The following is an 18,477-nucleotide window of genomic DNA, read 5'->3' as shown; positions in this document are numbered from 1 at the left end:
GACTTTGCTGCCGCGCGGCTCAGCGCCGGGCGCGGCGGGTCTCCTTCGCCGCCGGGCGGGCCGGGGCGGCTGCGACAGCGGCCGGGCGGCGAACGGCGGTGGAGACGCGGAGGACGCGACCGCCATCGCCCTGCTCCATCACGCGGCGGGTGGCGGCGGCGCTGTCGCGCGTTCCCGCCCGCAGGGCGATGGCGCGGCGCCCGCGGGGCGCGGCCGGCTCGGCCACGGGGCGGGCGACACGCATGGACACCTGGCGGATGTTCGAGACGCGCGCGATCGGCACGGAGGCGAGGGTGGAGGCCTGGGCGCGGCCGAGGACGGAGGGCGCGCGGGCCATGACGGCGGCTTCCGGCATGCGGGGCGCGGTGGGCTGCACGCCGAGGCGGGCGAAGCCGTCATCCAGCAGCATGGCCGCGTGGCGGTCCCGCTCGATCCAGGAATTGCCGCCGAAGACGGAGACGAAGACGCGCTGGCCACCGCGCTGGGCGGAAACGACGTTGTTGAAGCCGGAGGCGTTGATGTAGCCGGTCTTCACCCCGTCCACGCCCTCATACTCGCCGATCATGCGGTTGTGGCTGCGGAAGGCGTAGTTGCCGACGCGGACGCTGGCGTTGCCGAAGTAGTGCCAGCGCTCCGGGAAGTCGATGAAGAGGCGGCGACCGAGGGTGGCCATGTCGCGCGCCGTGGTGGTCTGGTCCCAGTCCGGCAGGCCGGATGCGTTGCGGAAAGTGGTGTTCGTCATGCCGAGCTGACGCGCCTTCTGCGTCATCATCTGGGCGAAGGTGGTCTCGTTGCCGCCCAGCGCCTCGCCGATGGCGACCGCCACGTCGTTGGCGGACTTCATGGTCAGGGCGTAGATCGCGACCTCGACCGGGATGGTCATTCCCGGAGGGACGCCGAGCTTGGAGGGCTGGCGGCTGTTCGCCTCCTCGCTGATGTAGATGCGGCTGTTCATGGTGATGCGGTTCTCCCGCATCGCCTCGAACAGCATGTAGAGGGTCATCATCTTCGTGAGCGAGGCGGGGTAGCGCGGCTCGTCCATGCTGGCGCCGCCGAGGGCCTGGCCGGTGCGGGCATCCATGATGAAGGAGGAGTAGCGCTCGCTGCCGATCTGGGCGGAGGCCGGGGTTGCGGCGGCGCCGAGCGCCATCAGGGCCGGGATCAGGGCAGCCAGCCAGCGCCCCCGCCTGGGCCGCGCCACGGGCAGGCGATCGCCATCCCGAAGGCCGCGTCCGGCCGCCAAACCCTGTGCCATGCAGGCTCCCCCTAGATCTCGACGCGGCCACCGCCGACGCCGTTCCGGCCCAACCCCCCAGCCGGGCCGGCCATAACGATAAAGGCGGGCCGAGCAGACTGTCCACCGCAAGTTGCAGGAAATCTCTTTAGAAAACGGAAATTACACGATTTTTGAAGTTCCGGAAAGGTTGCGCTTGCCCGGAACGAAATCGATGGTGCAGTGCAAAATTCTTGTGGACGGAAGGTCGTTGCGGTCGCTAAAAGGCCCGTGTTGCAGCGCAGCAAAGCCATGGCGACAATCATGGCCTGCCTCTACAAGTTCCAAGGAGAGAGTCACATGGCTAATGAGGCCCCCAAGGTTGCTCGTCTGGCGACCGAGACCGTGAGCACCGCCCAGCCGATGCCGGAGGCGACCACCGCCACCGCCGCCCGCATGATGCCGGGCTTCGCCGGCCTGACCGGCACCGCTGGCACCGCCGGCATGCAGACCGCCATGGAGCAGGCCGGCAAGGCCGCCCAGGACTTCGCCGAGTTCTCGCGCGGTAATGCCGAGATCATGGCCCAGGTAGCGCAGACCTGGATGACGGGCACGCAGGACATCAGCCGCCAGGCCTTCTCCTTCGCGCAGGCCCTGACCGAGCACGCGCTGGAGGGCGCCCGCGCCCTTTCCGGCGTGAAGAGCCTCAAGGAGGCCGCCGACATCCAGACCACCTACGCCCGCGGCGCCATGGACAAGGTGATGTCCGAGACGGCGAAGATCCAGGAAGCTTCCTTCCGCCTCGCCGAGCAGGTTTCCGGCCCGGTGTCTCAGCGCGTCTCCATCGCCATGGAGCGCATGGGCAAGCCGCTCGCGGCCTGAACCGCTTTTGGGCCGGTGGGGCATGCTCCACCGGCCCGGCGATCCGAAGGCCCCGGCCACCCGCCCCACCAGGGGGCTGGGGGCCGGGGCTTTTTTGCATTCCAGGGCTGCCCCTGCCCGGCCCTGGCGCCCGGCGGCAGGCGCCCCCATATCGCGGTTGCGTCGAGAGGCTTCACCTCACGCGGCGCGATCCATATCCTCAGTCCGGATATCAGGTGCGGGAGAGACGGTGGCCTTTGGCAAGCCGGCAATCCGTGAGAGCATGGCGGGGCGATGACAGAGCAGGACATGCGCCCGAGCTGCGGCCCGGGCAGTAACCCCGAGGATCCCGGCAAGGGAGGCCCGGACCGGGGCAATACCCCAACCGGGCCCAATACCCCGCCGGGCGATGGCGGGACCGGGGATGGCGGGCCGAATACGGGGGTGGTGGTCAAGGCGCGCCCGCGGACGCGCAAGCCGACCATGTACAAGGTCCTCATGCTGAACGACGACTACACGCCGATGGAGTTCGTCGTTCACGTGCTGGAGCGCTTCTTCCAGAAGAACCGGGACCAGGCGACCCAGATCATGCTGCACGTCCACCGGCGTGGCGTGGGCGTCTGCGGGGTCTTCACCTACGAGGTCGCCGAGACGAAGGTGACGCAGGTGATGGACCTGGCGAGGCAAAACCAGCACCCTCTCCAGTGCACCATCGAGAAGGACTGAGTCGGGGGGCGTGGAAGAGAATGACCCTCCGGTGAAACAAGGCGTAACCGACCTCTCCCCTCGGCGTTCGGGGAATGGGTCACAATATGACTGAGAGACTGAAAGTTGCGGTCGCCTCAAGCTTCGCGTCCAGGGGGACGCCCTGCGGGAGATCCCGGCGGCCGTTGACACAGGGGAGCGTCGATTATGCTGTCCCGTAACCTTGAACAGACGCTCCACCGCGCCCTCGGACTGGCGAGCGAACGCCGCCACGAGTACGCGACCCTCGAGCACCTGCTGCTGAGCCTCGCCGAGGACACGGACGCGACGACCGTGCTCCGCGCCTGCGGCGTGGATGTCGACAAGCTGAAGCGCGACCTAGCCGAGTTCCTGGACAAGGACCTGGCGGGGCTGGTGACCGACCGTGGGGGCGACCCGAAGCCGACCGCCGGCTTCCAGCGCGTGGTCCAGCGCGCTGCCATCCATGTCCAGTCCTCCGGCCGGGACGAGGTGACGGGCGCCAACGTGCTTGTCGCCCTGTTCTCCGAGCGCGAGAGCCATGCCGTCTACTTCCTGCAGCTGCAGGACATGACGCGGCTGGACGCGGTGAACTTCATCTCCCACGGCATTGCCAAGGCCCCGGGCCGCAGCACCACCCGCCCCGTGCAGGGCAATGCGGGCAAGGATGGCGACGGCGAGGGTGAGGGCCGCGGCAACGAGGAGCGGCGCGAGGGCGGCGCCAAGCGCGGCGGCGATGCGCTGTCGAACTACTGCGTCAACCTCAACAAGAAGGCTGGCCAGGGCAAGATCGACCCGCTGATCGGGCGTGCGGAGGAGATCGACCGCACAATCCAGATCCTCTGCCGCCGGACGAAGAACAACCCGCTCTATGTGGGTGACCCGGGCGTGGGCAAAACCGCCATCGCCGAGGGCCTGGCGAAGCGGATCATCGAGGAGGACGTGCCGGAGGTCCTGCTCAAGTCCACCATCTACGCGCTGGACATGGGCTCGCTTCTGGCTGGCACCCGCTACCGCGGTGACTTCGAGGAGCGGCTGAAGGCGGTGGTGAACGAGCTGGAGCAGCAGCCCGGCGCCATCCTGTTCATCGACGAGATCCACACGGTGATCGGTGCCGGCGCGACGAGCGGCGGCGCGATGGACGCTTCCAACCTGCTTAAGCCGGCCCTGGCCCAGGGCACGCTGCGCTGCATCGGCTCCACCACCTACAAGGAGTACCGGCAGCACTTCGAGAAGGACCGCGCGCTGGTCCGTCGCTTCCAGAAGATTGACGTGAACGAGCCGTCGGTCGAGGACGCGGTGAAGATCCTGCAGGGCCTGAAGGTCAACTACGAGAAGCACCACAAGGTGAAGTACACGCCGGAGGCCATCCGCGCGGCGGTGGAGCTCTCGGCGAAGTACATCCACGACCGGAAGCTGCCGGACAAGGCGATCGACGTGATCGACGAGGTCGGCGCCTCCCGCATGCTGCTGCCCGAGGGCAAGCGGAAGAAGACCGTCACGCTCCAGGATGTGGAGAACATCGTCGCGAAGATCGCGCGGATCCCACCCAAGAGCGTGTCCACGGACGACAAGGAGACGCTCAAGAGCCTGGAGCGCGACCTGAAGTCCATGGTCTTCGGCCAGGACCAGGCGATCGAGGCCCTCTCGGCCGCGATCAAGCTGGCCCGGGCCGGGCTGCGCGACCCCGAGAAGCCGATCGGCAACTACCTGTTCTCCGGCCCCACGGGCGTCGGCAAGACGGAGGTGGCCAAGCAGCTCGCCAAGACGCTCGGCATCGAGCTGATCCGCTTCGACATGTCCGAGTACATGGAGCGGCACAGCATCAGCCGGCTCATCGGCGCGCCCCCGGGCTATGTGGGCTTCGACCAGGGCGGGTTGCTGACGGACAGCATCGACCAGCACCCGCACGCCGTGCTCCTGCTCGACGAGATCGAGAAGGCGCACCAGGATCTCTACAACATCCTGTTGCAGGTGATGGACCACGGGAAGCTGACGGACCACAACGGCAAGACGGTCGATTTCCGCAACGTCATCCTGATCATGACGACGAATGCCGGTGCGGCCGACATGGCGAAGCCCGCCATCGGCTTCGGCAGTGCCGTCCGGGTCGGCGAGGACACGGAGGCGATCAACCGGATGTTCACGCCGGAGTTCCGCAACCGCCTGGACGCCATCGTTCCCTTCGCCGGCCTCTCTCAGGAGATCGTCGGCAGCGTGGTCGAGAAGTTCGTGATGCAGCTGGAGGCCCAGCTCGCGGACCGGAACGTGACGATCGAGCTGTCCTCGGCCGCCAAGGAGTGGCTGGCCGAGAAGGGCTACGACCGGCTCTATGGCGCGCGGCCCCTGGCCCGCGTGATCCAGGAGTACATCAAGAAGCCGCTGGCCGAGGAGCTGCTCTTCGGCAAGCTGGTGAAGGGTGGCGCGGTGAAGGTCGGCCTGAAGGACGGGTCGCTGACCTTCGACGTGGCCGAGGCGCCCCCGCCGGCCCTGCCCAAGCCCGAAGAGGGCCGTCACGGGCAGGACGGCGGCGGGAACGACGGCGACGGCGAGGCGGAACGGGAGCCCGAAGCGGCGGGCTAAACTCGGCCTGGCATCGCTGAGGAGAGGGTATGGGCCGCTTACAATCACTGATGTCGATCGCGGGCCCTATTATGGTCGCGTTCCTGATGCTCGGAGCGCTTCTGCGTTATGCGCAGAAGCGCTCCTTGAAGAGGTCCTCGGCGCTGGACGAGTTTGGCGGCGAGGACGAGGAGGGTGCAGAGGCGGGCGAGAGCAGCTTGCGCCGCATCCACCCCGACTTCATGGCTTTGCTGGAGCAGGTCGCCCTGCCGCGCATGGCGGCCAATCCGGGCTGGGACCGGCTGGATGGCGCCTACGGAGTGCCCGGCCAGCCGATCGCCCAGTTTGCCCACGGTGATGGCGTCTATGCCATCAACGGGGAGAGCCGGATGGAGGCGCTGGTCGCCATCCATAGCTGGATGCTCGAGCATCCGGACGAAGACCCCCTGATGATCGCGCCCATGCGGAAGGGTGTCGGCCGGCTGACGATTCGGCCGGAGGTGGGTTGGCCCAATCCGAAGGACATCCGCGTCGAATCTGTTTAATCCAGAATGGCCCCTTGCCCATCCCGGCTGGATTGGGAGACGTGGATTGCCTGGGTTGGACGAGGTCCCGGTTGGCTGGACGCAGTCAGGGCCGGCGTGGCGGAAGCCGTGCCAGCCATTGCCCGACATCCTTCAGCACCGGCGCCCCTTCCAGTCCCAGCGTCCGAACCGGGCTGGCCAGGGCGGCGACGATCCCGATATGTCCGAGGCCCGGGTAGAGATGGGCTTCGACCGTAATCCCCTGCGCCCGGGCCAGGGCCGAGAGCCGCGTGGCCTGGGCCGGGCGCACGGTCTCGTCGGCCTCTCCCTGGAGCAGCAGGAGCGGCGGGGCGCCGGCCATAAGCTCCGGCGGCTCCGGGGTGGCCCTGGCGCGGGCATTGGGCGCTGCGGCGAAGATTCCCTTCGGATCGTCCTCCGGCCCGAACTCATAAGGCCCGGCCAAGCCGATGGCGCCCGCCAGACCGTCGCGCGCGGGGCCGAGCCAGCGCGGATCCAGCGCCAGGGCCAGGGCGATGAAGGCTCCCGCGGAATGCCCCATGAGGATAACCCTGCGGCCGGCACCGGGGCCTAGAAGGGCCGCTTTCACGGCGGCCGCCCCGTCCTCGACGAAACCGGGCCAGCGGGTCTCGGGGAAGAGGCGGTAATCCGGCACGGCGACCAGGGCGCCGAGCGAGGCGAGCGGGCGTGCGACGAAGCCGTAGTCCCCGCGCGAGCCGGAGGTCCATCCGCCACCGTAGAAGAAGACAATCAGCGGCGCCTCCGGTCCCGCACCCTCCGGCGTGTAGAGGTCGTAGCGGCCCCGCTCGCCCGGCCCGTAGGGGATGCCGGCCTGGAGGGCCGTGCCGCCCCCCGGGGTCAGGTTATTGGCGAGGTCGAGGGCGGAGCAGCCGGCCACCGGGAGGGCAGCGGCGAGGAGAAGGCGGCGTGAGATCATCGGGAGCGCAACGCGGCGCGGCGCCGCCGTGTTGCGCTCCCGGAAATGGCCTTAGGGCCTATCCTCGAGCAGGCGCCGCATATGCGCCGCGTCCCCCGGGGACACGGCCGGGGCCGCGTTGCCCCAGGCGTTGCGGATATAGGTCGTCACCGCCGCCACCTGGTCGTCGTTCAGGCGCCAGGCGAAGGCGGGCATCGCGGGCGAGGTGGGAGCGTGCGGCGTGTAGGCGGCGCGAACGCCCTGCATCACCACACGCAGCACCGTCTCGCTGCCCTCCTGCTGCACCACCTGACTGCCGGCGAGGCGGGGGAACATGTTCGGCACCCCCTGCCCGCCGCCGGTGTGGCAGGCCATGCAGCGGTCCGTGTAGATGGCCTCGCCGATCTTCATCCGGTCGTCGGTGGCGGCGACCGGGGTGCGGGCGGGCGATGCGGGGGCCGGCTGGGGCGGTTCCTTCAGGTAGACGGCGATGGCGCGCAGATCGGCATCCGTCATCAGCCCGGTGGAGTACTCCACCACCTCTGCCATCGGGCCGGAGGCGGCGCTGCGGGCGTTGCGGCCAGTCTTCAGGTACTCGACAATCTCGTCGATGCTCCAGCTGCCGAGCCCGAGGCGCTGGTCGTTGGTGATGCTGGCGGCGAACCAGCCTTGCAGCGGGCCGCCGGCGAAGTGCTCGCTGTTGCGGTCGCCGCCCAGCATGTTCTTCGGCGTATGGCAGGCGCCGCAATGGGCAGGGCCTTCCACGATATAGGCGCCGCGATTCCACTCGGGCGAGCGGTTGGGGTCCGGGCGGAACTCGCCGGGCTCGAAGAACATCGCGTTCCAGGCGAGCATGGAGGCGCGGATGTTGAAGGGGAAGGGCAGCGTGTTGCGGTCCACCGGGTTGTGGACCGGCTCCAGCGTGTTCAGGTAGGCGTAGATCGAGTCCACGTCCCCGCGGGTCATCTTCGTGAAATAGGTATAGGGGAAGGCGGGGTAGAGGCGCGCGCCGCCGGGGCGGATGCCCTCGTGCATGGCGCGGTAGAACTCGTCCGCGCTCCAGGTGCCGATGCCCGTCCCGCGGTCCGGGGTGATGTTGGGGGTGGCGATCAGGCCGAAGGGCGTCTCGATCGGGCGGCCACCGACGAAGCCCTGCGATCCATCATGGTTCCCGTTCGGGTTCATATGACAGGCCACGCAGTCGCCGAGGATGACGAGGTAGCGACCGCGCTCGACGGCATCGAAGTTATCGGGCGCCGCCTCCGGCGCAGGGCCGAGGGTGAGGGCGGCGAGGCCGGTCGCCGCCGCGAGGAGGCCGGCCTTGAGGGACGGGGCGCGCATTAGGCCTGCACCAGCGGCTGACCGGGGTTCTTCAGGTACTGGTTAATGATGGCATCGGCCGCGTGATAGGTGAGCGCGCCGACCGTGCCCGTCGGGTTGTAGCCGGCGTTCTGCGGGAAGGCGGAGGCGCCGAGGACGAAGACGTTCGGCATGTCCCAGACCTGCAGGTACTTGTTGATAGCCGAGGTGCGGGGATTGTCGCCCATGACCGCGCCGCCGGTGTTGTGGGTGGTCTGGTAGGGCACGACGTTCCAGGGACCCTTCTTCGGTGTCGCCACGATCTGCTTGGCGCCCATGGCCCGCATGATCGGCACCATCTTCTCGGTGACGTAGGCGGACATGCGCTCCTCGTTCGGCTTGAAGTCGAAGGTCATGCGGAGCAGCGGCCGGCCGAGCCGGTCCTTATAGGTCGGGTCCAGGTCCAGGTAGTTGTCCCGGAAGGACATGACGCTGCCCTGGCTGCCGACATTGGCGGTGATGTTGTAGTTGTCCCGCGTCGCCTTCTTCCAGGCGCTGCCCCAGCGCGGCGTGCCGGGAGGCACGGGTCGCGCGGAGATTGCGCGGGCGTGGAAGCTGGTGCAGTTGATATTCGCGCCGCCGACGAAGTTCAGGCCGCCGTGGTCGAAGTTGTCGCCGTTGTACTCATCCGCCGTGGTGCCGAGCGAGCCGGCGCCTGCCCAGTGATTGAAGGCGTGGGTGTTGTCGAAGAAGCCGTTCACCGCGGAATTGGCCTGATAGGCGTAGTTCTTGCCCACCACACCCTCCCCCGAACTCGGGTCATAGGGCTTGCCGATGCCGGAATAGAGCATCAGCCGCACGTTCCAGAGCTGGTAGGCCGCCATGATGACGAGGTCGGCCGGCTGCTCGTACTCCTCGCCCTGGGCATCGACATAGACGACGCCGGTTGCGGTCTTGCCGTCCGCACTCTTGAGGACGCGCACGACCTCGCACTGGACGCGCGCCTCGAAGCCGGGATGGCGCATGAGCACGGGCAGGATCGTCGTCTGCGGCGAGGACTTGGAGTAGTTCGCGCAGCCGAAGCGCTCGCAGAAGCCGCAGTAGGAGCAGGGCGCGAGGGTGACGCCAAGCGGGTTGGTATAGGCCTGAGACATATTGGCCGAGGGCAGCGGGAAGGGCTTGAAGCCCAGTTCGGTCGCGGCCTTGGTGAAGATGTCCTGCGCGTGCTGGCCCTTCAGCGGCGGCGTGGGGTAGGCGCGGCTGCGCCAGCCCTCGAAAGGGTTCCCACCGGGCTGGATCTGGCCCTTGATGTTGCCGGCTTGGCCGGAGATGCCGGCGAGGTATTCGAACTTGTCGTAGTAAGGCTCCAGCTCATCGTAGCTGACGCCCCAGTCCTGGATCATGTGGTTCTCGGGGAAGATCCCCTCGCCGTAGCGCTCCAGGTAGTGGCTGCGGATGTTAAAGTCGCTCGGCAGGAAGCGCCAGGTGTGGCCGTTCCAGTGCACGCCGGCACCGCCCACGCCGTTGCCCGGCAGGAAGCTGCCCCATTTGCGGATGGGCAGCGCCACCTGGTCCAGGGTGTTCCGCGCCGTCACGGTGTCCTGCGAGTTGTTGACGAAGAGCTCGCCGCGGATGCCGTAGCGCAGCTCGTCGGGCGCCGTGCCGATGTTGAAGTCACTCGCCGTGTCGCGCCACGGGCCGCGCTCCAGCGCCACGACCTGCAGGCCGGCCTGGCAGAGCTCGTAGCCCATGATGGCGCCGGTCCAGCCGAGGCCGATGATGACGGCGTCCTTGCGGGGAAGACGGCGCATCAGCCGCGTGCCCCCTGGCTCGCCGCCGGGCGGTCCCATTCGGGCCGGCCGATCAGGCTGACGGGCGGCAGGGTGTAGCGCCGGTTCGGCTGAGCGATGACGTCGCGGTAGTCATACCGCGTCCCCGGAAAACCGATGAGCCTCCAGCCGACCATGTCCTTGTTCCCGCCGTAGATGGGATCGGCGAAAAAGCCTTCCATCGTGTTGTTGTAGATCAGCTCGAAGAAGTTGCTGCCGTTGAACTCGGGCGTGTTCGCCTCGCGCTTCTCCATGGAGGTGATGAGGCGATCCAGCTCCTCGGCGGAAAGCTGCTGCACCTTACGGTTGCCGAAGTTGCGGGCGACATGCGCGGCGAGGCCAGCGAGACCGCGGCGATACTGCTCCGCGAAGTTCAGCTGGTTCTGATAACCTTGGGTGGGAAGCGGGCTCGTGGACCAGGGGCCCTGCATGTACATGCCCTCGTTGCGGCCATAGGGGCCGGCGAGTTGGCGGTCGATGAAGATCGCGCAGCCGGAGTCCTTGCCGCCCGGGCTGAGATCGTCGGGCGGGATAAGACGATCCACGATCGCCTCCACCGCCGCGGCCTCATCCGCGGTGAAGAAGAGCCATGGGCCCGGCCTCGCCTGGGTGGGCGGGTAAACCTCGTTGCCCAGATAGGGCAGGCCCGTGACCGTGCGCGCATCGGCCGTGCCCACCAGGCCGAACAGCGCCGTGGTGGCGGATAGAAGGGTTCTTCGGGAGAGACGCTCGTCGGACATGGGAACCCTTTGCGCGCGGAGTGGCCGGCTTTCACGGCTCCAAGGAGCGGAGCGCGCCCAGGTTGCTGCCACGTCGGGGGCGAGCGCATTTCGTTGTGTTAACCCTTGCCCCTGAGCCGGCATGCCTGGCCGAAGTTCCGCCTGTAGAAAGGGGAGTTGGCGGATTCACGATTGCGTGGTCACGTTGCGAGTGCGTCGCGTGCGCGCAGAAGCGCCGCTTCACCGGCCGAATCGAGCTCTGGGAACTTCAGGTCCAGCGACTCCATCGCGGAGGCTACCACCTCCGCGACGAGGAGGCGCGCGAGCCATTTCCGGTCCGCGGGGATGACGAACCAGGGGGCATGGGGCGCGGCGGTGGCGCGGATGGCGTCCTCGTATGCGGCCATGTAGTCGGCGTAGCGGGAGCGGTCGGCGAGGTCGCCGGCCTGGAACTTCCAATTCTTCGTGGGCTCCTCGATGCGGGCCAGCAGGCGCTGGCGCTGCTCCTCCTCACCGAGATGGAGGAAGAACTTCAGGACCAGCATGCCCTGGCGCGAGAGGTAGCGCTCATGCGACGCGATATCCTCCAGCCGCTCCTGCCAGATCTCCGGGCCGAGCAGCTTCGGGGGGATCGACGAACCCTGGAGGATGGCGGGCTGGACGCGCGGGACCAGCACCTCCTCGTACCAGGAGCGGTTGTGGACGCCGATGCGGCCTCGGCGGGGCAGCGCCACGTCGTGCCGCCAGAGAAAGCCGTGGGAGCGCTCCAGCGTGCTGGGGGCGGAGAAGGACTCCACCTGCATGCCCGCCGGGTTCACGCCGGAGAAGACGTGCTTGATGGCCCCGTCCTTCCCGGCCGTATCGGTCGCCTGGAAAATGCAGAGCACGGACCAGTGGGCATCGGCGTAAAGGCGCCCCTGCTGCTCCGCGATGCGGGCGACGGTGGCTTCCAGCATCGCCTCCCCGTCCTTCTTGCCGAGGTCGAGGCCGCCATTGTCGTCGGTGGGATAGTGGGACAGGGCGAAGCCCTTGCCCGTGGTCACGCGGCAGGCTTCGGCGAAAGCGTGGACGGGGGACTTGCTCATGGCGGGTTCTCGCGCGGTTCGGTCCACTCCGAACGCGCGACTGCCTCAGGGGATGTCGAGGCGGATGCTGACGGGGCAGTGGTCGGAGAGGCGGCCGCGCCATTCCGGGCCGCGCTCCGCATAGACCATCAAGCGCAGGCTGTTCGGCGCCATCCAGCCACGGGCGGGGCCGCCGAGGAGGATGTGGTCGATGAAGGGACGCCCACCCCAGCAGGGGTTGGAACGGCCGGCGGTGGCGCGAGTGAGCGGCGCGGCGCTCTCCAGCGCGGGGAAGATCGTGGTGTCGCGGTCGAAGCGGCGGTTGAAGTCGCCGGCGATGGCGAAGGCTTCCCCGGCCGCCCGGCGATCCGCGATCCAGCCGGCGAGCACGGCGGCCTGGCGGGCGATGTTGTCGCATTCCCGGCCGCGGTCATCCGGCTCCCGGCAGCCGGATTGCAGGTGGAGGGAGAGGACGCGCAGCGCCGAGGCTCCCTCCCCCACCGTCACGTCCGCGCCGCGGCGGAGGGAGAAGCGGGCCTCCGGGCTCAGGTCCAGCCCGGCGAGGTCCGGGTTCCGGCGGGCGGGAAGGCCGCGGCGGACGGCGATACCTGCGCGCTGCACGTCGCGCTCATCGGGGAAGAAGAATTGCCAGCGGGCGGGATCGAGGACGAGGGCGGCGGCCTCGGGTCCGTCCACTTCCTGGATCGCCAGTACGTCGGCTTCGAGCCGGGCGGCATAGGCGCGGAGGCGCACGAGGTCGGCCGCGTCCCGCCGCACCACGTCGCGCGGCAGGGCGGGATCGCCCGCGGGGCGCGCGGTGAGCCATTCCATGTTCCAGGTGGCGAGCTTCAGCTCCGCCGCCCCGGCGGGGGCGGCGAGGAGGATCAGCGCGAGGAGGGCGCGGGCGATCACCGCAGCGGCGGCGAGAACTGCAGCCCGCCCTCGTTCCACAGGCGGTTCAGGCCACGCTCGATGCCCATGGGCTTGATGTCGCGATCCCAGGCCTCGCCGTAGTTGCCGGCAGCGCGGATGGCACGGGCGGCCCATTCCCGGTCCAGGCCCATGGAGGGGCCGACCTCGCCCTCCACGCCCAGGAGGCGACGCACGTCGGGCGAAGGGGAGCGCTTCTGCTCCTCGATGTTGTGGCCCGTCACGCCCATCTGCTCCGCGGCGACGAGGGCGTAGCCGGTCCAGCGCACCACGTCGAACCAGGCATTGTCGCCCTTGCGGACGAAGGCGCCGAGCGGCTCCATGGAGATGAACTCCGGCAGCAGAAGGAACTCGGAGGGGTTGGTCTGGCGCGCGCGGAAACCGGCCAGGCCGGTGAGGTCGCGCGTGTAGGCGTCGCACCGCCCGGAGAGGAAGGCGGCCTGGATCTGGTTGGGGTCGTCGATGATGACGGGCTGGAAGGTGCCGTCGTGCTGCCGGAACCAGTCCTGCAGCACCAGTTCCGTGGTGGAGCCCGGGGGCACGCAGATGGAGGCGCCGTTCAGGTCCTTCACGTGCTGCACCCCGAGCGAGGTGCGGACGAGGAAGCCCTGCCCGCTGTAGTAGTTCGTGCTGGCAAAGGAGAGGCCGAGCGCCGTTTCCCGCGTGGTGACCCAGGTGGTGCTGCCGAAGAGCACGTCCACCTCCCCGCTCTGCACGGAGGGGAAGCGGGTGAGGCCGGTGACGGGGCGGATGGTGACCTTGTCCGGGTCGCCCAGCACGGCGGCGGCCAGCGCCCGGCAGGAGGTGACGTCGATCCCGCGCCACACGCCCTGTCCGTCCGGGACAGAGAAAGGCGGGTTGTCGCCCTGCATGCCGCAGACCAGGCGGCCACGCGCGCGGATGGCCTGGACGGTGGGAGATGGTTCGGCGGCTTCCGCCATCACCGGCGCGAGGAGGGCCGCGGCGAGGGCCAGGCCCGGGAGGAGGCGCCACAGGCCGAGGGGGCGGGAGGCAGGCATGGCGAATCTCCAGAGGGACAGGGCCGGCATCGGGCGGCGCGGCGGCGGGGCTGTCAACGCAAGCGGCGCGCCAGGGTGGATTCGGCTATGCTGGCGCCCCGCATCGAACGGAAGATTCGCGTGACGCACGGCCTCTCCCTCCCAGCCCGCCGCCTCTGGGCCGCGCTGCTGATTCTCGGCGCGGCGGGCTGCGCGGAGGCACCGGATCGCGACGCGGTTCGCGGGATGGCGCCCGGTGCGAGCCTGGACGCGCGCGGCATGGGGCGCGGAGGGGCATCGGAGCGGCCGGCGAGCGTGCAGTCGCAGCGCGCGGTGGATCGCGGCGTGACGATCCTGACTGTCTCGCCCCGGTTGCAGACGGGATCGCAGGGCAGCCTGCCCATCATCGTCACGAGCCTGGGCGCGGAGCGGCAGGATGCGACGGGGAAGGCGCGGACGAGCCTTCTCGTCACCGTCAGCAATGCGCGGGGCTACGGCGGGTTCTCGCGCGCGGAGAGCCGGGGCGGCGGAGACATTCCGGTGCGGGTGGTCGGGCGCAGCACCGACTGCGCGGGGATCTCGGGCTGCCTCTACGTGGAAACGCTGCTGCTGGCTGTACCCGAGGAAGCGGTGCGGCAGGCGGCCGCCGGGAACGGGCTGCGGGTGCGGATCGATGGGAACGCATCCTTCGTCGAGACCGCCGTTCCGGCCGGGCATCTGCGCGCGCTGGCGGACGCGCTGGGCACCGCGCGGGGCGGCTGAGGTCAGAGAAGTGTCAGGCGATCAGCAACTGCGGCGGGCGCCGGCTCCAAAGGGCGGGCGCCGCAGGCCAGGAGGTGTTCGGCCAGGGCGTCCAGTTCGGCGGCATTCCGCGTCGGGTCGTGCCAGGGGCCGTCGCTGGTGGGGCTGCCGGGTGGAATCCAGATCACCGTCTCGTAGCGGGCACGGGTGAGCAGCACGCGGTAGGTGTTGAGGATGAAGGCGCGTTCCCCGGGGTTGCGGATGGTCTGCCAGCGCGCGCCGGACAGGTTGCGCATGTGCCATCCCTCCGGCCCGCGCAGCATGTCGCCGCCCCAGGCCAGGCCGACCTGGTCCAGTTCCAGGCCCTGGCAATCATACTCGGTGGCGTAGGTTTCCAGCGCGTCGGATGCGCGGATATCCGGCCAGCGGTCCAGGAACCAGTGCGGGATATCGGCGGCCTGCACGCCCAGCCCCTCCGCCCGCAGCCGCTTCGCGCCGGAGGAAGCGACGAGGCCGGCGCGGCGCAGCCCGCGGGAGAGGTGGCGCAGGGCGGCGCGCATGGCCTGAAGGTCGCGCGTGACGAAGTAGGGAACGCCGCCGGCTTCCTCCGCGATACGCGCGGCCGCGTCGCGATCACCGGCAAGGACGGCGTCCACCCAGGGCGCGCCCTGGGGATCGCGCACGGAGCGCATGGGCACGGTAAGGTCGAGGTCGTCGTCGATGGTGAGCCAGGGCTGTGGCCCATCGGCGAGGCGTTGCGCGGGAAGCCGAGCGAACAGGGCGCGGGAGGGGGCGACGGCCCGCCAGCCCTCCGCGGCCGCGATGACCCGGCCCCATTCCGCGAGGCCGGCCTCCCCGGTGTTGATCTCCTGCCCGTTGCCGATCAGGGCGACGACCACGGACCAGTCGCCGTGGCGGCCCATGATCTGCAGCGCATGGGCGGGCTCGCTGTCCGTCAGCTTGCTGGCGCCGCGGCGCTGGGAAGGCTTGGTGGCCTGGGCACGGTCCCAGGCGCGCTGCGCCTCGTCGAAGACGATGACGCGCTCGGCCGGATGCTCGTCCGGGCGCTCGACATAGTGCTCGAGGAAGCGGTGGACATTCTGGAGGGCGGTGACGGCCTGGCCGCGCGCCACGTTGCGGCGCCCACCGGCCAATCCGGCCTGCCGGACGAGGCTTTCGCGCAGCACCTCCACCAAGGGCGCATTGCCGGTGAGAAAGGCGGCGCCATCCTCCCGCAGCGCGCCGAAGACGATGTTGAGGCCGCACAGCGTCTTTCCCGCGCCGGGAATGCCGGTGACGAAGACGGCGAGGTGCTGCCCGGCCTCCCGTGCTGCCCGGCCTCCCGTGCTGCCTCGATGGCGCGCCGCACCGCTGCCGTGGTGCGGGTGAGGTTGGCGGCGTCGGCGCGGGCGGAGACCATCTCGGCGCTTCTGTGCCGGTCGAAGAGCATGGTCGCGGCCTCCAGCACGTTCGGTACGGGCCGATAGGGCGCGGCGAGCCAGGCGGCGTGGTCCAGCGGGGTCGCGGGTTCGCCGATGGCGGCGTGGATGGCCAGCAGTGTTTCAGCGAGCGTGCGGTTGTTCGCGCGGAAGGGCTGCGGCACGCCGTGCCAGATCAGGGGCGGGTTGAAAGGCACCGGCTGCGCGTGGGTGGCGATGAGAAGCGGAACCACGGGGAGCGCCCGGCAGCCCGCATGGAAGTCGCGCAGATCCAGCGCGTAATCCTCGGCCTGGCGTAGGTCGGCGGGGGTATGGGCGGTTGCGCCGTCCTTGATTTCCAGCACCAGCACGGCGCGGTCGGTCAGGATCACGCAGTCGGCACGCTTCTCCAGCCGCAGCAGGTCGTATTCCAGCATCACCGTCCAGCCCGCGGCCTCCGGCACGGCGAGGGCGGACTGCAGGAGGCGTAGGGTAGAGACCCAGGCGGCGCGCTGGGTGAGTTCGAGCGTGGCGTGACGTGCGGCCTGCGCGTAAGCGAGGCGGGCCGCCATCTCCTCCGGCGCGAGGACGAGGAGTTCGGCGGCCGGGAGAGTCAGCCAGGGTCTCAGGCGCGCCTCCGCGAGGGCCAGGTGGCCAGGAGCATACTCGCCACCAGTAAGAGAAAGCCTACCGCGTGCACGGCACCCGGTGCCTCACCGAGGAAGAGGATGGCGCAGGCTGCGGCGGTTGCTGGCAGGAAGGCGGTGAAGACGCCGGCGATGCCCGCGGGCGCGCGCCGCAGGCCGCCATACCAGAGGAGCAGCGCGAGCACGCTCGCCGTCAGCGCGTGGAAGAGCAGCAGCGACAGCAGCGCGGGATCCGCCAGCCGTGCCGCGGCGCCTAGTTCCGGCAACCAGGCGGGCAGCACCAGCGCGGCGGAGAAGACCTGCATCCACAAGGTCGCCGTCAGCAGCGGCAGGGCCCCGGCGGCGCGCTTGGCAAGGAGGACGTAGGCGGCCTCCCCGCAGACGGCGAGGAGGACGAGGGCATTGCCGGCCGTGCTACCCCCCTCCCCTCCCCCGCTGCGGGCGAGGACGATGGCGGCCATTCCGCCGGCCGCCAGCACGACGGCGGCCCAGCCGCGCGGGGCGATTCGCTCCCGCAGCCAGGCAGCGCTGCCGAGCGCCACCACGGCGGGCAGGGTGGCGAGGATGATGCCGCCCTCCAGCGCCGTGGTGAGGCGCAGGCCGGCGAGGAGGGCGACGTTGTAGAGGACCGTGCCGAAGGCGGCCTGCAGCAGCAGGTTCGCCATGGCGCGCCGGCCGGGCAGGAGCGCACCGTCCCGCCAGAGCGCGAGGGGCAGGAGGACGGCGCAGGCGATGAGGCAGCGCAGGCCGATGATGAGCGGCACCGGCAAGGCATCGGCCAGGGCCTTGGCGACGGCGACATTCGCGCCGACCAGAATCATGGAGGCGGCAAGCTGCGCGTAGGCAGCCTTCACTCGGCCGCGCCGTCCCGGCGATAGGGGGAGAAAGCGTCGAGCTCGGCCATCTCGGCCTCGATCGCAGTCCGCTCGTGGCGCAGCGAATCCGCCACGGCGCGGCGCAGGCCGGGATGCTGGATCAGATGCGCGGAATAGGTGGGCACGGGGCGGTAGCCGCGCTGGATCTTGTGCTCGCCCTGCGCGCCGGCCTCAACACGCTTCAGGCCATGGGCGATGGCGAAGTCGAGGGCCAGATAGTAGCAGAGCTCGAAGTGCAGGAAGGGCGCTTCCACGAGGCTGCCCCAGTTGCGGCCGTAGAGTGCGTCCTGGCCCATCAGGTTCAGCGCGCCGGCGACGGGCTTGCCGTCCTTCTCCGCCAGCATCAGCACGACCGCGTCGCCCATGCGCTCACCCATCAGCGGCCAGAAGCGGGCGGTGAGGTAGGCGCTGCCCCATTTGCGGTCCGTCGTGCTGCGGTAGAACTTGTGGAAGACGCGCCAGATCTCCGGCGTGATCTCGCTCCCGCGCAGGGCGCGCAGGGTGAGGCCGGCGGATTGCGCGTCCCGCCGTTCCCGCCGGATGGCCTTGCGCTTTCGGGAGGACAGGGCGGCGAGGAAGTCGTCGAAGCTGTTGTAGCCCTCGTTCGTCCAGTGGAATTGCATGCCCATGCGCTGCAGCCACCCGGCCTCGCCGAGCGCGTCCCACTCCCCGCGGGTGCAGAAGGTGACGTGGCAGGAGGATAGGTTCAGCGCCTCCGTTGCCTGCGCCAGGGCCTGGACGAGCGCGGCATGGGGAACGCCGGTGCCGGGGCGGACCATCAACCGGGAGCCGGGCACCGGGGAGAAGGGCACGGCGACCTGGAACTTCGGGTAGTAGTCGCCACCCGCCTGCTCGAAGGCGCGTGCCCAGCCGTGGTCGAAGACGTACTCGCCGTAGGAGTGGCCCTTCACATAGGCTGGGGCGACGGCGACGAGCGCGCCGGTCTCATCCTTCAGCGCGAGGTGCTGGGGCAGCCATCCCGTGCGCGGGCCGGTGCAGCCGGATTCCTCCAGGGAGAGGAGGAAGGCGTGGGAGGTGAAGGGGTTCCCGGTGTCGTCGCAGGCGTCCCACTCGGAAGCCGGGATGTCGGCGATCCTGGCGTGGAGGGAGAGGGTGAGTTCACCTGGCATGGGGCGGATG

At 69.7% G+C, this 18,477-nt stretch carries 16 protein-coding genes; 5 read left to right on the top strand and 11 right to left on the bottom strand.

The genetic code is table 11. The annotated features are described in order from the left end of the window. Positions 1-19 precede the first annotated feature (19 nt). Positions 20-1,255 (bottom strand): D-alanyl-D-alanine carboxypeptidase family protein, encoded by a 1,236-nt coding sequence (locus J5Y10_RS03775; protein WP_245214279.1) that lies wholly within the window; start codon positions 1,253-1,255, stop codon positions 20-22. 318 nt (positions 1,256-1,573) lie between these two features. Between J5Y10_RS03775 and J5Y10_RS03770 the strand changes: the two genes are divergently transcribed. The 4 genes from J5Y10_RS03770 (at position 1,574) to J5Y10_RS03755 (ending at position 5,904) form a co-directional block, all read left to right on the top strand. After that, the gene (locus tag J5Y10_RS03770) at positions 1,574-2,095 is read left to right on the top strand and encodes a phasin family protein (RefSeq protein ID WP_209370853.1); all 522 of its coding nucleotides are present in this window, start codon (positions 1,574-1,576) and stop codon (positions 2,093-2,095) included. Between the two features lie 273 nt (positions 2,096-2,368). Continuing rightward, positions 2,369-2,800 carry an ATP-dependent Clp protease adapter ClpS gene (gene clpS / locus J5Y10_RS03765; RefSeq protein ID WP_209370852.1) on the top strand — a complete coding sequence of 144 codons (432 nt, stop codon included), beginning with the start codon at positions 2,369-2,371 and terminating at the stop codon, positions 2,798-2,800. Between the two features lie 186 nt (positions 2,801-2,986). Next, complete coding sequence (gene clpA, locus J5Y10_RS03760) at positions 2,987-5,380, top strand: ATP-dependent Clp protease ATP-binding subunit ClpA (RefSeq protein WP_209370851.1); 2,394 nt, start codon at positions 2,987-2,989, stop codon at positions 5,378-5,380. A gap of 50 nt (positions 5,381-5,430) precedes the next feature. Beyond that, positions 5,431-5,904 (top strand): hypothetical protein, encoded by a 474-nt coding sequence (locus tag J5Y10_RS03755; protein WP_209370850.1) that lies wholly within the window; start codon positions 5,431-5,433, stop codon positions 5,902-5,904. Positions 5,905-5,989: 85 nt separating this feature from the next. Here the strand turns inward: J5Y10_RS03755 and J5Y10_RS03750 are convergent, their stop codons facing one another. The 7 genes from J5Y10_RS03750 to J5Y10_RS03720 form a co-directional block, all read right to left on the bottom strand. Continuing rightward, complete coding sequence (locus J5Y10_RS03750; RefSeq protein ID WP_209370848.1) at positions 5,990-6,838, bottom strand: alpha/beta hydrolase; 849 nt, start codon at positions 6,836-6,838, stop codon at positions 5,990-5,992. A 51-nt stretch (positions 6,839-6,889) separates the two neighbouring features. Continuing rightward, a complete protein-coding gene (locus J5Y10_RS03745; protein ID WP_209370846.1) occupies positions 6,890-8,158 on the bottom strand; it encodes a c-type cytochrome in 1,269 nt (422 codons plus the stop codon). After that, positions 8,158-9,927, bottom strand: coding sequence for a GMC family oxidoreductase (locus J5Y10_RS03740; RefSeq protein WP_209370845.1), 1,770 nt, complete (start codon positions 9,925-9,927; stop codon positions 8,158-8,160). The genes J5Y10_RS03745 and J5Y10_RS03740 overlap by 1 nt, the downstream gene beginning before the upstream one ends. After that, positions 9,927-10,685 carry a gluconate 2-dehydrogenase subunit 3 family protein gene (locus J5Y10_RS03735; RefSeq protein WP_209370843.1) on the bottom strand — a complete coding sequence of 253 codons (759 nt, stop codon included), beginning with the start codon at positions 10,683-10,685 and terminating at the stop codon, positions 9,927-9,929. The genes J5Y10_RS03740 and J5Y10_RS03735 overlap by 1 nt, the downstream gene beginning before the upstream one ends. A 179-nt stretch (positions 10,686-10,864) precedes the next feature. Continuing rightward, positions 10,865-11,749, bottom strand: a complete 885-nt coding sequence (locus J5Y10_RS03730; RefSeq protein WP_209370841.1) for a PPK2 family polyphosphate kinase — start codon at positions 11,747-11,749, stop codon at positions 10,865-10,867. Positions 11,750-11,794: 45 nt separating this feature from the next. Next, positions 11,795-12,679 (bottom strand): endonuclease/exonuclease/phosphatase family protein, encoded by an 885-nt coding sequence (locus tag J5Y10_RS03725; RefSeq protein WP_342452828.1) that lies wholly within the window; start codon positions 12,677-12,679, stop codon positions 11,795-11,797. Further along, positions 12,637-13,677: an amino acid ABC transporter substrate-binding protein gene (locus J5Y10_RS03720; RefSeq protein WP_209370839.1), complete on the bottom strand. Its 1,041-nt coding sequence runs from the start codon at positions 13,675-13,677 to the stop codon at positions 12,637-12,639. The genes J5Y10_RS03725 and J5Y10_RS03720 overlap by 43 nt, the downstream gene beginning before the upstream one ends. Before the next feature lie 87 nt (positions 13,678-13,764). Between J5Y10_RS03720 and J5Y10_RS03715 the strand changes: the two genes are divergently transcribed. After that, a complete protein-coding gene (locus J5Y10_RS03715; RefSeq protein ID WP_209370837.1) occupies positions 13,765-14,418 on the top strand; it encodes a hypothetical protein in 654 nt (217 codons plus the stop codon). A 2-nt stretch (positions 14,419-14,420) separates the two neighbouring features. Here the strand turns inward: J5Y10_RS03715 and J5Y10_RS27720 are convergent, their stop codons facing one another. The 3 genes from J5Y10_RS27720 to J5Y10_RS03700 all read right to left on the bottom strand — a co-directional run bounded on the left by J5Y10_RS27720 (position 14,421) and on the right by J5Y10_RS03700 (position 18,467). Then, complete coding sequence (locus J5Y10_RS27720) at positions 14,421-15,650, bottom strand: DNA/RNA helicase domain-containing protein (RefSeq protein ID WP_408901571.1); 1,230 nt, start codon at positions 15,648-15,650, stop codon at positions 14,421-14,423. A 790-nt stretch (positions 15,651-16,440) separates the two neighbouring features. Beyond that, positions 16,441-17,316 carry a DMT family transporter gene (locus J5Y10_RS03705; RefSeq protein ID WP_342452827.1) on the bottom strand — a complete coding sequence of 292 codons (876 nt, stop codon included), beginning with the start codon at positions 17,314-17,316 and terminating at the stop codon, positions 16,441-16,443. Beyond that, positions 17,313-18,467, bottom strand: coding sequence for a GNAT family N-acetyltransferase (locus J5Y10_RS03700; RefSeq protein WP_209370835.1), 1,155 nt, complete (start codon positions 18,465-18,467; stop codon positions 17,313-17,315). The genes J5Y10_RS03705 and J5Y10_RS03700 overlap by 4 nt, the downstream gene beginning before the upstream one ends. Between the last annotated feature and the right edge of the window lie 10 nt (positions 18,468-18,477).

Origin of the sequence: Roseomonas indoligenes (assembly GCF_017813365.1) — a bacterium.
Classification (GTDB): domain Bacteria; phylum Pseudomonadota; class Alphaproteobacteria; order Acetobacterales; family Acetobacteraceae; genus Roseomonas; species Roseomonas indoligenes.
Note: the sequence above shows the minus strand (reverse complement) of the source record. Positions and strands in the feature narration are given on the sequence as shown.

Coding starts and splice junctions, on each gene's coding strand:
- J5Y10_RS03735 (WP_209370843.1), bottom strand. CDS start 10,685: ATGTCCGACGAGCGTCTCTCCCGAAGAACCCTTCTATCCGCCACCACG.
- J5Y10_RS03745 (WP_209370846.1), bottom strand. CDS start 8,158: ATGCGCGCCCCGTCCCTCAAGGCCGGCCTCCTCGCGGCGGCGACCGGC.
- J5Y10_RS03775 (WP_245214279.1), bottom strand. CDS start 1,255: ATGGCACAGGGTTTGGCGGCCGGACGCGGCCTTCGGGATGGCGATCGC.
- J5Y10_RS03700 (WP_209370835.1), bottom strand. CDS start 18,467: ATGCCAGGTGAACTCACCCTCTCCCTCCACGCCAGGATCGCCGACATC.
- J5Y10_RS03720 (WP_209370839.1), bottom strand. CDS start 13,677: ATGCCTGCCTCCCGCCCCCTCGGCCTGTGGCGCCTCCTCCCGGGCCTG.
- J5Y10_RS03715 (WP_209370837.1), top strand. CDS start 13,765: ATGCTGGCGCCCCGCATCGAACGGAAGATTCGCGTGACGCACGGCCTC.
- J5Y10_RS03730 (WP_209370841.1), bottom strand. CDS start 11,749: ATGAGCAAGTCCCCCGTCCACGCTTTCGCCGAAGCCTGCCGCGTGACC.
- J5Y10_RS03750 (WP_209370848.1), bottom strand. CDS start 6,838: ATGATCTCACGCCGCCTTCTCCTCGCCGCTGCCCTCCCGGTGGCCGGC.
- clpS (WP_209370852.1), top strand. CDS start 2,369: ATGACAGAGCAGGACATGCGCCCGAGCTGCGGCCCGGGCAGTAACCCC.
- clpA (WP_209370851.1), top strand. CDS start 2,987: ATGCTGTCCCGTAACCTTGAACAGACGCTCCACCGCGCCCTCGGACTG.
- J5Y10_RS03770 (WP_209370853.1), top strand. CDS start 1,574: ATGGCTAATGAGGCCCCCAAGGTTGCTCGTCTGGCGACCGAGACCGTG.
- J5Y10_RS03740 (WP_209370845.1), bottom strand. CDS start 9,927: ATGCGCCGTCTTCCCCGCAAGGACGCCGTCATCATCGGCCTCGGCTGG.
- J5Y10_RS03755 (WP_209370850.1), top strand. CDS start 5,431: ATGTCGATCGCGGGCCCTATTATGGTCGCGTTCCTGATGCTCGGAGCG.